General features: G+C 66.5%; 11 protein-coding genes and 1 pseudogene. 4 read left to right on the forward strand and 8 right to left on the reverse strand.

The genetic code is table 11. The annotated features are described in order from the left end of the window. Positions 1-12 precede the first annotated feature (12 nt). From virB10 to QO058_RS30725, 4 genes and pseudogenes are all read left to right on the forward strand, one after another. A complete protein-coding gene (gene virB10 / locus QO058_RS30710) occupies positions 13-1,377 on the forward strand; it encodes a type IV secretion system protein VirB10 (protein WP_284173239.1) in 1,365 nt (454 codons plus the stop codon). After that, positions 1,337-2,395, forward strand: coding sequence for a P-type DNA transfer ATPase VirB11 (virB11, locus tag QO058_RS30715; RefSeq protein WP_284173240.1), 1,059 nt, complete (start codon positions 1,337-1,339; stop codon positions 2,393-2,395). The genes virB10 and virB11 overlap by 41 nt, the downstream gene beginning before the upstream one ends. Next, the gene (locus tag QO058_RS30720) at positions 2,373-4,505 is read left to right on the forward strand and encodes a type IV secretory system conjugative DNA transfer family protein (RefSeq protein WP_284173242.1); all 2,133 of its coding nucleotides are present in this window, start codon (positions 2,373-2,375) and stop codon (positions 4,503-4,505) included. The genes virB11 and QO058_RS30720 overlap by 23 nt, the downstream gene beginning before the upstream one ends. Before the next feature lie 203 nt (positions 4,506-4,708). After that, positions 4,709-5,571: pseudogene (locus QO058_RS30725) on the forward strand (transposase); the annotation flags it as partial. Positions 5,572-5,946: 375 nt separating this feature from the next. Here the strand turns inward: QO058_RS30725 and QO058_RS30730 are convergent. The 8 genes from QO058_RS30730 to QO058_RS30765 form a co-directional block, all read right to left on the reverse strand. Further along, a complete protein-coding gene (locus tag QO058_RS30730) occupies positions 5,947-6,930 on the reverse strand; it encodes a TAXI family TRAP transporter solute-binding subunit (protein WP_284173243.1) in 984 nt (327 codons plus the stop codon). A gap of 33 nt (positions 6,931-6,963) precedes the next feature. Next, positions 6,964-7,656, reverse strand: coding sequence for an RraA family protein (locus QO058_RS30735; protein ID WP_284173244.1), 693 nt, complete (start codon positions 7,654-7,656; stop codon positions 6,964-6,966). A gap of 8 nt (positions 7,657-7,664) precedes the next feature. Next, on the reverse strand, positions 7,665-8,060 hold the full coding sequence (locus tag QO058_RS30740) for a carboxymuconolactone decarboxylase family protein (RefSeq protein WP_284173245.1): 396 nt from the start codon (positions 8,058-8,060) through the stop codon (positions 7,665-7,667). Then, a complete protein-coding gene (locus tag QO058_RS30745) occupies positions 8,057-9,451 on the reverse strand; it encodes an FAD/NAD(P)-dependent oxidoreductase (protein ID WP_284173247.1) in 1,395 nt (464 codons plus the stop codon). The genes QO058_RS30740 and QO058_RS30745 overlap by 4 nt, the downstream gene beginning before the upstream one ends. Beyond that, positions 9,448-9,759, reverse strand: a complete 312-nt coding sequence (locus tag QO058_RS30750) for a (2Fe-2S)-binding protein (RefSeq protein WP_284173248.1) — start codon at positions 9,757-9,759, stop codon at positions 9,448-9,450. The genes QO058_RS30745 and QO058_RS30750 overlap by 4 nt, the downstream gene beginning before the upstream one ends. Positions 9,760-9,863: 104 nt before the next feature. Further along, positions 9,864-10,859, reverse strand: coding sequence for an NAD(P)/FAD-dependent oxidoreductase (locus QO058_RS30755; protein ID WP_284173250.1), 996 nt, complete (start codon positions 10,857-10,859; stop codon positions 9,864-9,866). Between the two features lie 8 nt (positions 10,860-10,867). Further along, positions 10,868-11,590, reverse strand: coding sequence for an aspartate/glutamate racemase family protein (locus QO058_RS30760; protein ID WP_284173252.1), 723 nt, complete (start codon positions 11,588-11,590; stop codon positions 10,868-10,870). Continuing rightward, a complete protein-coding gene (locus QO058_RS30765; RefSeq protein ID WP_284173255.1) occupies positions 11,587-13,512 on the reverse strand; it encodes a TRAP transporter permease in 1,926 nt (641 codons plus the stop codon). Before QO058_RS30765 ends, QO058_RS30760 begins: the two co-directional genes overlap by 4 nt. Between the last annotated feature and the right edge of the window lie 48 nt (positions 13,513-13,560).

Consider the following 13,560-nt stretch of genomic DNA (forward strand, 5'->3'; position numbering starts at 1 on the left):
AGGGGAGGGGAGATGCCAAGACCAGAAGAGTATCGCTCGATCGAGCTGGAGGCTGCGGCCGCCACCGCCGTAGCGCGGTCGCCGACCGCGATCGGCAATCTCCTGAGAATTGGTGTCCCGGTTGGAGCCCTGCTCATCGCGGCCTGGATGATCTCGTCCTCGTTCCGGCAGGGTCCCAAGAATATGACCGCGCCGGACACCGAAGAGTTCCGGACGACGCAGTATCCGGCCCCGTCTCTCGAGACGCCAAGGCCCCAGACAGGGCAGGGAACGATCGTGATCCCGCCCGCTCCGGTCACCCCCGAACCCTCGATCCCACCGCCGCCGGTCGCGCCGCCGCAGGCCCTGCCGGCGCCACCGCCGCCGGAGTTCCTTCCGCCGCCCAGCATCGCCAATGACGACGAGGCCCGTCGCCTCGCAGAACTCGAACGCCAGCGCCTCGAGGAGGAGCGGCGCAAATGGGAGCGCCTGCGCGCGCCGCAGGTCATCACCGACGCGAGCGGCAATGCCGGCGCTCTGGCTGCAGCACCTGACGGTAGCGCCGCCCGCGCCAGCGCCGAGCAGGAAACCGATCCGAACCGGCGCTTTCTGGCTTCGGTCGCCAGCGCGGGCGTCGAAACTGCGAAGGCCACGAAGAACGATCGCATCGATGCGCTGGTCGCGCAGGGGACGACCATTCGCGGCGTGCTGGAGACCGCCGTGCAGAGCGATTTGCCGGGCATGGTGCGCGCCGTCACGGCCGAGAATGTCTGGTCGTTCGACGGCCGCCGCATCATCATTCCGGCCGGCAGTCGCCTCGTCGGGGAATACAAATCGGGCCTCGCCCAGGGCCAGACCCGCGTCTTCATCGTCTGGAGCCGTCTGCTGCGTTCGGACGGCGTCTCCGTTCAGCTCGGCTCCAACGGCGCCGACGAGCTCGGCCGCGCCGGCAACACCGGCTTCGTCGACAACCACTATCTTGAGCGCTTCGGCGCGGCGGTCGTGCTGAGCCTCGTCGGCGGCGTCTCGCAGTTCCTCAGCGGTTACGGCCAGTCCGACAGTAACAACGGCAACGGCTCGACGATCACGACAACCGATCCCGTCACGGGCCTCACCACCACCACGCAGATCGGTGCGAGCGGCACCAATCAGGGTCTGCAGGCGCGCCAGATTGCGGCGCAAAACGTCTCGCAGACCCTGACCAACATCGCCCAGGAGGCGCTGAAAAACTCGATCAACATTCCGCCCACGATCCATCTCGACCAAGGCACCCGCATTACCGTGTTCGTGCGGCGCGATCTCGATTTTGCTGCGCTCTATCCCGACCCGGTCAAGGAAGCGCTCAGGGAGCTTCGTCGTGAACGCAATCAGCCTGCATCGGCCCGTCTTCCTCGATAGGGCGCTCGCTCCTTTGCGGGCCTGGCTCGATGACGATCAGGTCGTCGAGATCTGCGCCAATGGTCCCGGCGAAATCTTTGTCGAGCGTTTCGGGCAAGCCGCGATGGAGCGCTACGACCTGCCTGAGCTGACCGCGGCCGCAATCCGCCATCTCAACGAGCGCGTTGCCGGCCATTCCGGCCAGAGCGTCAATGAGGAGCATCCGCTACTCTCAGCAGCGCTCGCCACCGGCGAACGGTTTCAAGGGGTGCTGCCGCCGGCGACGACGGGTGGCGGCGCCTTTGCCATCCGCAAGCAGGTGATCAAGGAGATGGGGCTTGGCGACTATCGCAAGCTCGGTTCGTTCGACCGGGTCAAGGTCGCGACGGCTGGCGAATTTTCGGACGTAGATCGCGAGCTCTGTGCACTTCTCGACGACGGCAAGATCGAAGACTTCATCCGGCTCGCGGTCGTCAGTCGCTATTCGATCCTGCTCGCCGGCGGCACCTCCTCGGGCAAGACCACCTTTCTGAACGCGATCCTGAAGGAGGTGCCGGCCGACGAGCGGATCATCACCATTGAGGATACGCGTGAGGTTCGCCCGATCCAGGCCAACCATCTGGCACTCGTCGCCTCCAAGGGTGATCAGGGCGAGGCCCGCGTCACGGTCGAGACCTTGCTGCAAGCCTCGATGCGGCTGCGACCTGATCGCATCTTCCTCGGCGAGATCCGCGGGCCGGAAGCCTATTCCTTCCTGCGCGCCATCAACACCGGCCATCCCGGCTCAATCACCACTGTCCATGCCGATAGTCCGCAGGGCGCCTTCGAGCAGCTCGCGCTGATGGTGATGCAGGCAGGGCTGGGTTTGAGGCGCGATGAGATCGTCGCCTACATCCAGTCTGTCCTGCCCATCGTCATCCAGCAGACGAAAATCGGCGGCTGGCGCGGCACGTCGGCGATCTATTTTTCGCGGATGGCGGAGTGGCAGGCGAGCCTCAAGCGGCGGGGAGGCGGCCGTGCTGCGCGTCCATCTCTATAGGGCAGGCATCGCCCTCTTTGGGATCCTCGCCTTCTTCCTGCTCTGGAGCCTGGCTTACGAGATCGTCGTCGCCTGGCGCTGGGCGCCGTCGCGGTTCCCGAGCGAAGGGGCCAGTCGTTGGGCGCTGTTCCGGATGCAGAATGCCGATCGCTCGGCCGGCTTCGCCCTGATTGCCTGGAACCATTTTCAGGCGCGGCTTGGCTATCCGGCGACGCAAAGTGAGGCGCTCATCCGCGCCGGGATCGCGGCGGGCGGCGTCATCGCGCTCGGGCTTGGCGGCTGGCTTTTCGGCTATATCAACCGCCGCCAGATGCCCTTTGGCGCCGCGCGTTTCGGCACCTTGCTCGAGGCAGCTAAACAGGGGTTGACCGGAAAGCAGGGCATCATTCTCGGCACGATGGGCGGCGTCACGATCCGGTCCGATGAGCCTGCTCACATTCTCGTCGTAGGGCCGTCGCGCTCGGGGAAGGGGACCGGCTTCGTCCTGCCCAATGGCTATCTCTGGCAGGGGTCGGCCGTGTTTTTCGATCCGAAGCGCGAGAATTTCGAGGCGCTCGCCGGCCATCGCGAGCAGATGGGCAACAACGTCTTCATGTTCTCACCGGGCTCGCGCGACACCCATCGTTACAATCCCCTCGACTTCGTCCGCCGCGACGAGTTGATGGCGACTGACTGCCTCGTCGTCGCCTCCTTCATCATGCCCGAAAAGGCCGACGACACCTGGGCAGGCGCCGGCCGCCTGCTGCTCTCGGCCCTAATCGGCTACGTGCTGAGCTCGCCGCTGACCGCACAGGCCCAGCACATGCGCTCGGTCGCGCGCATGACCACCACCGGCAAGGACATCTCGTCGGTCCTGCGCGCCATCGTGGAGAAGGAAAAAGCTCATCTGCCGAGCTGGGTCACCGATAGCTTCAACCAGTACATCGCGCTCGAGCCCGAAACCCGGAACTCGGCCGTCTTTAATCTGAACATGGCGATGTCGCTCTGGAACAACGGGCTCATCGCAGCGGCGACAGAAACGTCGGATTTCGACATCCGGGAGCTGCGGCGCCGGCCGATGACCATCTTCATCGGCTGCACCATCGCCGAACTCGCGATCTTCCGGCCGCTGATCCGTATCCTGTTCCAGCAGATCCACGACATGTTGATGGCGCGGCTGCCTGGCGCCGATGAGCCGCATCAGGTCCTGCTCATGCTCGATGAGTTCTATCATGTCGGGCGCATGGACGCGCTGATCTCAAAAATCACGATCAGTGCCGGCTACGGCTTCCGCATGTGCCTGATCCTGCAGGACCTCGCCCAGCTCGACGAGCTCTACGGCAAGAACACCCGGATTACGACGGTCTCGGGTTCACAGGTCAAATTGTTCATCCAGATCAACGATCTCGAGACGTCGGAATTTGTCTCGGAAATGCTGGGCGACACCACCCAGGTCTACAAGACACCCGTGATCCGGCCGGGGCAGGGGCTGTTCGCGCCCCGCGCCTGGGCGCCACACTATACCTCCAGGCCGCTGCGCTCGCCTGTCGAGCTGCGCGAGATGTCGGCGCGGACCGCGATCCTGATGGTGAAGAATTCGAGGTCGTTCGAAGTCACAAAGATTCGACACTATCGCGATCAGCCATATCGGCGGCATCAGCGCTCGGTATTAAGCACGCCAGTTTTGCCAACTTTGATGGCTTGGGTGGAGGAGCTTGACGCCGCAGGGCAGCGCGCGCGCACAGCTGCTGCTTCGCGTGGGGATCATCAGAGCGTCGTCGCCGCCGCGAGCGAAACACAATCCCAATCGTCGCATCAGCAGTTCGAAAGCTCGGGACTGGAGCAGCCGACTGAGCTCGCAGTGATGGCCGAGCGGCCTTTGCAGATAGCAGTGCCCGCGCAAACGCGCTCACGAAAGCCATTATCGCTGGGCAGCCGTAGACCTGAATTCCAGTCGGAAAGTTGCAATCTGCGCCATGTCTTGTCCGCAACGGAGGTCGCCCAGACAGCAGGATTCAGCGAGATGATGGGTAGCCTGAGCGCCTGCGGCTCAGACGACGCCAAGATATCAAATGCACGTTCGGACTTGGATCGACTTGAGCAGAATTTCGGCGACGATGATCGGGGTTAAGTGGATTTTGCGCCATTAGCCGCGCTTGTTCGATGCCATGGCATGCATCAGCTTGGCGCCACCCCGGGCATTCGGCGATTACCCGAAAGCCGACATTGGACCTCCTAGCCGTCACTCGATGTAGGCCGCACTCGATCCTATTATTTCAACTCGGAAGACCAGCCGAAATCGACAAAAATCGGCCCTACTGTCATAGCAAATGCTGCATCACGGAGGGGCTTGTCGGCGGCGAGGGCTTCGCGGTCGATGCCAGTCTGATCAAGGCCGATGCCAATAAGCAGCGCTCGGCGGAGGCCTCCGAAGTGGTCGACTGGGACGATCTCGCCCGGACGCGTCGCTCTGTCTGCGAGTATCTCGACACGCTCGACGAGGCCGCCTGGGGCGCGGCCAGCGAGGCAAAGCCGAAGTTCGTCTCGCGCTCTGATCCAGCGGCACAATGGACTGGAGCCCTGAAGGGGCACGCCTTCTTCGCCTACACTACCAACTATCTGATCGACCTTGACCACGCTGTCATCGTCGATGTCGAGGCCAGTCGCGCCATCCGGCAGGCCGAAGTCGGCTCGGCCCGGCCATGCTCGACCGAACGCAGGAGCGCTTCGGGCTCTGGCCGGCCAGATTAGCTGCTGACAGCGCCTATGGCTCAGCCGAGAACCTCGCCTGGATGGTGCACGAGCGCGGGATCGAGCCGCACATTCCGGCGTTCGACAAACCCCAGCCCAGCGACGGCACCTTCAGCCGCTCCGACTTTACCTATGATCACGCCTACAATCTCTACACCTGCCCGGGCGGGAAGGAGCTTCACCAGTATCGCAGGCGCCTCAGCATTGGCCGCGACGGTGTCGACCCCGAAGGCTTCATGCGCTACCGCGTCAGTAAATTCGACTGCGACGCTTGCTCACTGAAGCCGCAGTGCTCGCCCAACACGCCGGCTCGCAAGATCCTGCGCTCGATCCACGAGGGCGCTCGCGACATGGCCAGAAACGAATTCCATCTCGCTGCAGCAGCCCAGAACCTCAGGAAGCTCGCAAAGCTTCTGTCGGACGGGCCGCAGGTCAAGGCCGCGTGAAGGGCCAAAGCCCTCGCTGGCAAATCGCAGCTCGTGATCGACTCGCTCGCAGGCCGACTTTTTCAACGATATCCGTCAGTTGCGGACGTTAGCTTATCGCGCAGAAGCGGACATCCGAAGCTATGACGTTGGGACAACTGCCGCCTCTGCGCTGAGGTGCCCAATACCAGGTTTCAAGCTGCCGGATTTAGAGATCTTCGAAATTTAAGTTTCGGAACAACCAAACCCTTACCGTGGGAATGGCAAATCTTGCGGAAATCATCCAACCGCTCTGCGAAATTGCGGGCTAGCTTGCTTCTCCGACTCGATACATCGGCAGCGTAGGAGAGGACGCAAACTGCGGCCTCTCCCAGGGCGGCGGACCGGCTATCCCCGCTATTTCAGGACACCAGCCTCCCGGAAGGCCTTTTCTGCACCCGGATGCAGGGGCACTGGCTGCGCCTTCCAGGCCGTCGCGGGGTCGTAGCGACCCATGGCCTGGTAGATGTTCGCCAAGCGTGGCTTATTGGCGATGATCGCCTTGGTCATCGCATAGACGAAATCGTCCGGAAGCTCCGAAGAGACCAGGTAGATGTTGCCCATCGAGGAGACGGAGATGTCTCCGCTCTGCAGCTCCGGGAAGGTGCCGGCCGGGATGGTGCCCTTCGAATAGCCGAACTTGTCCGTCAGGGCGTTCTGGAGCTCCGCCGGGAAGGCGGCGAACTTCACCTTGCGGCGGCCGTCGACGATCTGGCTCGCCAGGCCCGATGGGATTTCGCCTGCCGTCCAGAGCACGCTGAACTGGTTGTCGTTGAAGCCCTGGATCAGCTCGCCATAAGCCGAGATCACCACCTTGCCGCCGCCCGCGCGGATCTTAGCGAAGGAATTTCCGTAGTGCTCGAGTGCGCGCTGCAGCGTCAGGTGCTCGGAAGTGGCGGCCGAGGTCACGCCGATGGTCAGCTTGGGATCGGCGAGGATCTCGGCGAGCGAGCGTTTCTCCTCCACCGGCACATAGATCATGAAATAGACGTCGACGCCGGTCGAGCCGAGCGTGCGCAGCTTGTCGTGCTTTTGCTTGTAGGGCTCCTCGCCCTTCAGGGCGGCGGCGCTGAGGAAGTCGATCCCCATGCCGATCTGGCTGATTCCGGCCTGGATCTTGCTCGGATTGTCCTTGCCGCCACCTGGGACGATCCGGATGTTGACCCCGGGGTTCGCCTCCATGACCAGGGTCGAGACGCCGGTGGTCTGGGTGAACCAGGCACCGCCCGGCGAGCCGGAGGTCCATTCGAGGTTCTTGCTCTGGGCCGCGGCCGGCAGCGGGGCGGCGAGGGCGGCGCCGATGAGCGCCAGCAGCGAGAGACGCGGGAGGAAGCGTGACATCCGTGAGGCTCCGTTCGATATGAGGGTTGGGGTTCAGGCGGCGTCTTGTGCTTCGAACTCGGCGAGTGTCCTCTCGTCGGCAGGGTAGAGGCCGACGAGTTGCGCGCGGGCGGCGACGCGCTTCTGCACCCAGAGTTCGAACCGGTTCTGCTTCTCGCCGCCGACGGCGATCTCGCCGGCGAGTTCGGGCGGGACGACGAGGACGCCGTCCTCGTCGGCGACGATCAGGTCTCCCGGCCAGATCGCGGCGTCGCCGCAGCCGATCGGCTCGCCCCGGCCGGCGAAGCTGAGCCCGCCGATCGAGGGCGGGGAGGCGGTGCCGCTCGCCCAGACCGGCAACCCGACCTGGCGCAGACCCGGCAGGTCGCGCACGACGCCGTCGCTGACGATCGCCCTGACGCCCTTGAGCTTGAGCCGGTCGGCGAAGATGTCGCCGACGGTGCCGGCGGCGGGATGGCCGCGCGCATCGATGACGACGACGCTGCCGGGCGGGGCTGCATCGATCGCGGCCGGCAGGGCGCCGGGCCAGCCGTAGCTCGCCGGCACCGCCTTGTCGTCGCGTGCCGGCACGAAGCGCAGCGTGAAGGCGGGGCCGCAGACAGCGTTCTCGCCGACCAGCCGGCGCGGGCCGGCAAGATAGCTCTGGCGCAAGCCGTGCTTGATCAACTGGCTCGACAGGGTCGGCGTCCCGATCGCAGCGAGGCGGGCCTGGATGTCGCTCGTCATCGCCGGGCTCAGTCGAAGACCGGATCGACCGGCACGCGATAGGCCGCGACCAGCCGGTTGGTCTCGTTGGCCATGCCGATCACCGCGACGAGCTCGGCGAACATCTCCTCGCTCATCCCGGCCTTGCGGGCGGCGGCGGTGTGGCTGGCGATGCAGTAGGTGCAGTTGTTGGTGACGCTGACCGCGAGATAGACCAGCTCCTTGGTCAAAGGGTCGAGCGCCCCCGGCGCCATCACCTCCTTGATGCTCTCCCAGGTCCGCTTCAGCGTCTTGGGATCGCGGGCGAGGTATTTCCAGAAATCGTTGACGTCCGGCAGATTGCGGCTGCGCTTGATGTCGTCGATCACGGCGCGCGCTTCGGGCGAGGCTTCCTCGTAGGAAACCGGCTTCGGCCTGCTGCTCATGCTGCGTTCCTCCCTTGTTCGATCGGCCCGGCCATGTCGCCGAGCGTCACCGGTTTCACCGGCATGCGGATGCGCAGATAGCCGATCTCGGACGGCGAGCGGCCGGTCAGGGCCGCCATCGTCTCGCCGAGGCTGTGGCCGCACATGCGTCCCTGGCAGGGACCCATGCCCGCGCGCGTGAAGGCCTTGAGCTGGTTCGGCCCCTGGCACTGCTCGGCGACGGCCGCGGCGACTGCTCCACGCGTGACCTCCTCGCAGCGGCAGAGCAGCGTGTCGTCGTCGCCTGGGGCGAGGAATTGCGGCGCCGGCCGGTAGAGCGCTTCGAGGAAGGGTCGGATCGCGCTCTCCCGCCGCAGCCTGGCGAAGGCCGGAGCGGCTTCACGCTCCGCGGCGTCCAGCGTTAGGCGGCCGAGATCGGCGATGGCGGCGAGCGCCGCGATTTCGCCGGTGAGCTCCGCACAGGAGGCGCCGAGGATGCCGCCGGCATCGCCGGCGATCAGGATGTCGTTGCGGCTCGAGCGGCCCCAGCGATCACGCTCCGGCCGCCAGCAGCGCTGGCTCTCGTCGAAGACATGGCGGCAGCCGAGCGCCATGGCGAGATTGACGTTGGGGATCACGCCCTGATGCAGGAAGACCGTCTCGGTCGCGATCTCGCCGTGCTCGGCGCCGGCTTGCCAGCGCACGCTGTGGACGGCGCTCTCGCCCTCGATCCGCAGCACCTCGACATGGCGCACGACGCGGATGCCGGCGCGCCTGATCTCCGCCAGCAGGCTAAAGCCCTTGTGCAGATAGGACGGTGCCATCAGCGCGCCCGGCAGATGGCGCAGCGCCTTCAATCGCGCTCCTCGCGGCGTCGTGTCGAGCAGGGCGGCGACCGGCACGCCGGCGCGGGCATATTGCGCCACCACGAGATAGATGAGCGGCCCGCTGCCGGCGAAGACGGCGCCGGGCGCGGCGCTGGACGCGGTCTTGAGCAGGATCTGGGCCGCGCCGGCCGTCATCACGCCGGCCAGCGTCCAACCGGGAATAGGGAAGGGGCGTTCCATCGCCCCGCCCGCGACGATGATCCGCTTCGCCTGGAGGCTCTGCGGGCCGTCGGAACCGGTGAGGTCGAGCGTGCCCTTCTCCTCCTGCCAGACCAGCGAGCTCGGCCGGTAGTCGGCGCCGCAGGCAAGGAAGCGCTCCGCCAGCGTCCGTCCGGCATGGTAGTCGGGGCCGAGCACGAAAGCCGGCAGTGGGGCCGGCTCGGTGACAGACCGGAAGATCTGGCCACCCGGAGCCGGCTGCTCGTCGCTCACAGCGACGACGAGCCCGTGCCGGCGGGCGGTGATGGCCGCCGCCATGCCGGCCGGTCCCGCGCCGATGATGGCGAGATCGACGTTCGCGCTCATGCCTTGCTCCCGCCGACTGGGAGGAGGGCCGCGCCCTGTTGCGGCTCGACTGAGATGCCGGCGCGGACGCGCTCCTGGCAGGCCTGGCGATTCGGGCGGCCGTCGATGGTGACGAGGCAGTCGAAGCAGACACCCATCATGCAATAGGCGGCGCGCTCGCGCCCGCCGGCGGGCGTTGTGCGGAGCGGCCCGAAGCCTTCGCGCAGCAGCACGGCCGCCAGCATCTCGCCCTCGGGCGCGCTGACGGCGCGACCGGCGAGGACGATGCCGACCAGAGGCCGGTCAGGCTGCGCGAGTTGCTTGAACATGGAAACGGGCCGGGGAGAAGGGCAGGGCGATATCATCGGGCAGTGCGCCGGTGCGGATGGCGTCGGCGAGCGGGCCGGCATGGAAGGGGGCGAGCGTGACCCCGCTATGGACCGAGGTCAGGAAGGCCTGCGGATGACTGGCCGAACGCTGGTAAATCGGCTGCCCGTCCGGGCTCATCACCCTGAGCGCGCCCCCAGGCGCGCACGGCCCTGACATCGCGCAGGAAGGGGAAGGCGGTGGTGGCGCGCCGCGCCGTGTCCTGCAGCACGTTGCGCGTCGTCGCCTCATCGAAGCCGGACTCCTCGGAGGATTCGCCGCAGATCAGTCCGCCATCGGCGGTCTGGCGGATGAAGCTGATGCCGCGCGGCATGAAGGGGCGCAGCTTCTCGGTGATCAGGATCTGGCCGCGCACCGGCCGCACCGGCGCCTCCAGCCCGAGCTGCGGCGCCAGCCTTGCATTGCCGAGCCCGGCGGCGAGCACGAGGCGATCGGCATGGCCTTGGCCGGATGTGCCGACGATGCGAAAGCCTCCGGCCGCCGGCGCGATGGTCTCGACGCGGGCGCGCGGCACGTAACGTCCACCACGCTTCTGGAAGGCGGCGAGAAGTGCGCGCAGCAGGCGCAGTGGGTCGACCATGCCGTCGAGCCTGCAGAAGGTCGCCCCGGCGACGCCCTCGCCGATCATCGGGAAGTCGGCCCGGAGGTCGGCGAGGCTCGCGCGCGAATACCCGCTCGGAATCTGCGAGCGTACCTCGGCCACCTCGAGCTGGCCGGCGCGCTTGTCGAGTTCCTCGGGCGTGAAGCAGCAGAAGAAGGCGCCGTCCTGCCGGAAGCGCAGGTCGATGCCGGTCTCGTCGGTCAGCTCGGCGGCGAAACCGCGCCACGCCAAGGCGGCTCGGCGGGTCAGCTCGGCATAGGGCGGGCTCGCCAACCCTTTGCCCTGAACCCAGACATTGCCGAGATTGCCGCGGGCGGCGCGGTGAGCGACATCGCCCTCGTCATAGAGGGTGACGCTCGCCCCGCCACGCACGAGACCGAGCCCGATCGCGGCGCCAACCAGCCCGCCTCCGACGATCGCGATCTCGGTGCCCGCTGCCATGGCGCGTCTCAGCGCTCGTCCTGGCGGAAGCGGCGCGGCCGCAAGCCAGCATGGAACCAGTTCACCAGCGAGACCGCGTCATAGACCGGCACGCCGAACTTATCGACGATATCGGCGCTGTAGGGCGTAAGATTGGTGCATTCGGAGACGATCGCGCCGACATCCGGATGCTCGCGCAGTAGGCGGCCGGCCGCCTCCAGCACCTCGGCCCGCAAGGTGTCGAAGGGCACGCTGTTGTCGCCGTCGCGGATCGAGCGAACGAACTCGCTATCGGCGGGCATGCCGACGACCGGGGTGTCGGCGGCGACGCCGACGCCCTCGAAATAGCGCCCACTCAGCGATGCCGCGTTGTAGGTCAGAACGCCGACGCGCTTCGAGGCCGGGATCAGGCGCTCGACCATCGGCACCTGCAGCAGGGCGCTGGTCGCGACCGGCACGCTGCAGAACTCGGCGAGCTCGCGCTGGTAGATCGAGAGGAAGCCGCAGGTGGTGGTGATGCCGTCGACGCCCGCGTCGATCAGCTCCTGCGCCGCCGCCTTGAACTTGTCGAGCAGGTCGACATTGTGCAGGTCGGTCATCCGCGCCGGGATCGCGTCATGGACGATGCGGTATTGCACCGGGAAGTCCCAGGTGCCGGCATGACCGATATCGCCGAGGAAGCGCTCGAAATAGGAGCGCACCATCAGGATGCCGACGCTCACGCCGTAATAGGTCTTCTTCCGCTCGTTCAACGCAGTTCTCCTTCGGCATGGCTGACCAGCGCCGGCTTGAGCGCGGGCGCAGTGCCGCGCGCGATCGCGATGCGGCTCATCAGGATGGTGGCGCCGACCAGGGCGATGCCGGCGAGCCCGCGCTGCCAGACCGGCACGACGTAGCAAAGCGAGCACAGGCTGCCGGCGGTGACATAGGCGAGGCGCAGCCAGGCGGGCAACGGCCCCCAAGTGTAGCCGACGAGGCCGGCCGAGATCAGCACCAGCCCGGTCGCGAGCGCGATGGCCGTCGAGACGATGTTGAACAGCGAGCCTTCGAGGATCAGGCCCGGCTCGTAGATATAGGCCATGCCGGTGACGAAGCCGCCGAGGGCGAAGCGGCAGGCATACCAGCCGGTCGTCATCGGCGGGGCGCCGGCGATGGTCGCCGCTGCATCGGCTACGGGCGCGACCGGCGGCGAGGCGTCGGCGAGGACGGCGAAATAGAAGATGAAGAGATGGATCGCGATCAGCGGCACGCCGTGCTCGGCGATCAGCGGCGCGCCGATGGCGGCGGTGATGATGTAGGCAGGCGTCGTCGGGATGCCGACGCCGAGGAACAGGCAGGTGCCGGCGATCAGCACCGCCAGCAGCAGCAGCGAGCCGCCGGCCGCCGCCTTGATCATGCCGGTGAAGGCGAGCAGCAGGCCGGTCGCGGTCAGCGCCGCGGTGATGATGCCGGCCGAGGTCACCGCGACCGCGATCATCGAGATCAGGAAGCCGCCGTCGCGTAGCGCGATGAAGAGCTCGCGCGGCCCCATGCGGGTATGGCTGCGTAGCGCCGCGACCACGACTGTCGCGATCGTCCCCCAGAAGGCAGCGAGATAGGGCGAGAAGCGCATCATCATCATCGTCACCAGCAAGGCGAGCGGCAGGACGAGATGGGCGTCGCGCGCGAGGTCGGACAGGCTGGGCAGCATGTGGCGCGGGATCGCGCCGATGCCGAGCTTCTTCGACTCGTAGTGAACCGCGGCGAGGATATTGACGTAGTAGAGCGCTGCGCCCATCGCCGCCGCGACGATAATCGCCGAATAGGGTACGGCGATCATCTCCGACATGATGAAGGCGGCCGCGCCCATCACCGGCGGCACCAGCGGCCCGCCGACGCTCGCCGCCGCCTCGATTCCGGCGGCGAAGACCGGCCGGAAGCCGAGCCGCTTCATCAGCGGGATCGACATCGAGCCGGTGACCACGACATTGGCGACGGAGGAGCCGCTCATCGTGCCGAACAGGGCCGAGGAGATCACCGCGACCTTGGCCGGCCCGCCGGTGAAGCGCCCGCCCGTGAGGGCACCGAAATTGCCGAAGAGCCGGCTCATGCCGCTCGCCTGCATCAGCGAGCCGAAGATCAGGAAAGAGGCGACGATGGTCGCGCTCATCACTGTCAGCGAGCCATAGAGACCGCTGCCGACCGAGAGGAAGTTGATCTCGGTGATGTGGGCGAAGGGCAACTCGCGATAATACCAGGCGCCCGGCAGGAGGTGGCAGATCGCCATGTAGCCGATCACCGCGAGGACGAGGCCGGCGAGCGTGTAGGAGATCGAGCGTCGCGTCGCCTCGACCACGGTCGCGACCATGATCGTGCCGAGTACGTACTGCACCGGCGTCAACGGATCGATGAAGCTGGTGCGCTCGTAGATCTGTTCCTGATTCAGATAGATGTAGACGTTCGGCACGAAGGCGCAGATCGCCAGCACGAGGTCTAGGACGCTCGGCCGGCTCTTTGGGGAATGCTGGGTCGCGGGGAAGAGCAGGAAGACCGGCGGCACGAACAGCGCCAGATGGATCGCGGCGAGCTCCAGCGGCTCAGGGTAGCCGGTGCCGGCGAAATAGAGATGGACCAGCACCGCGGCCACCGACCACAGGCCGAGAAGAACGCCTGGAATTCCGTCTATCCGCCGCATCGTTCGTTGCCCCCGAGCGCAGCCGCCATGCCGGACATGCATCGACCA

Origin of the sequence: Bosea vestrisii, assembly GCF_030144325.1 — a bacterium.
Lineage (GTDB): Bacteria > Pseudomonadota > Alphaproteobacteria > Rhizobiales > Beijerinckiaceae > Allobosea > Allobosea vestrisii_A.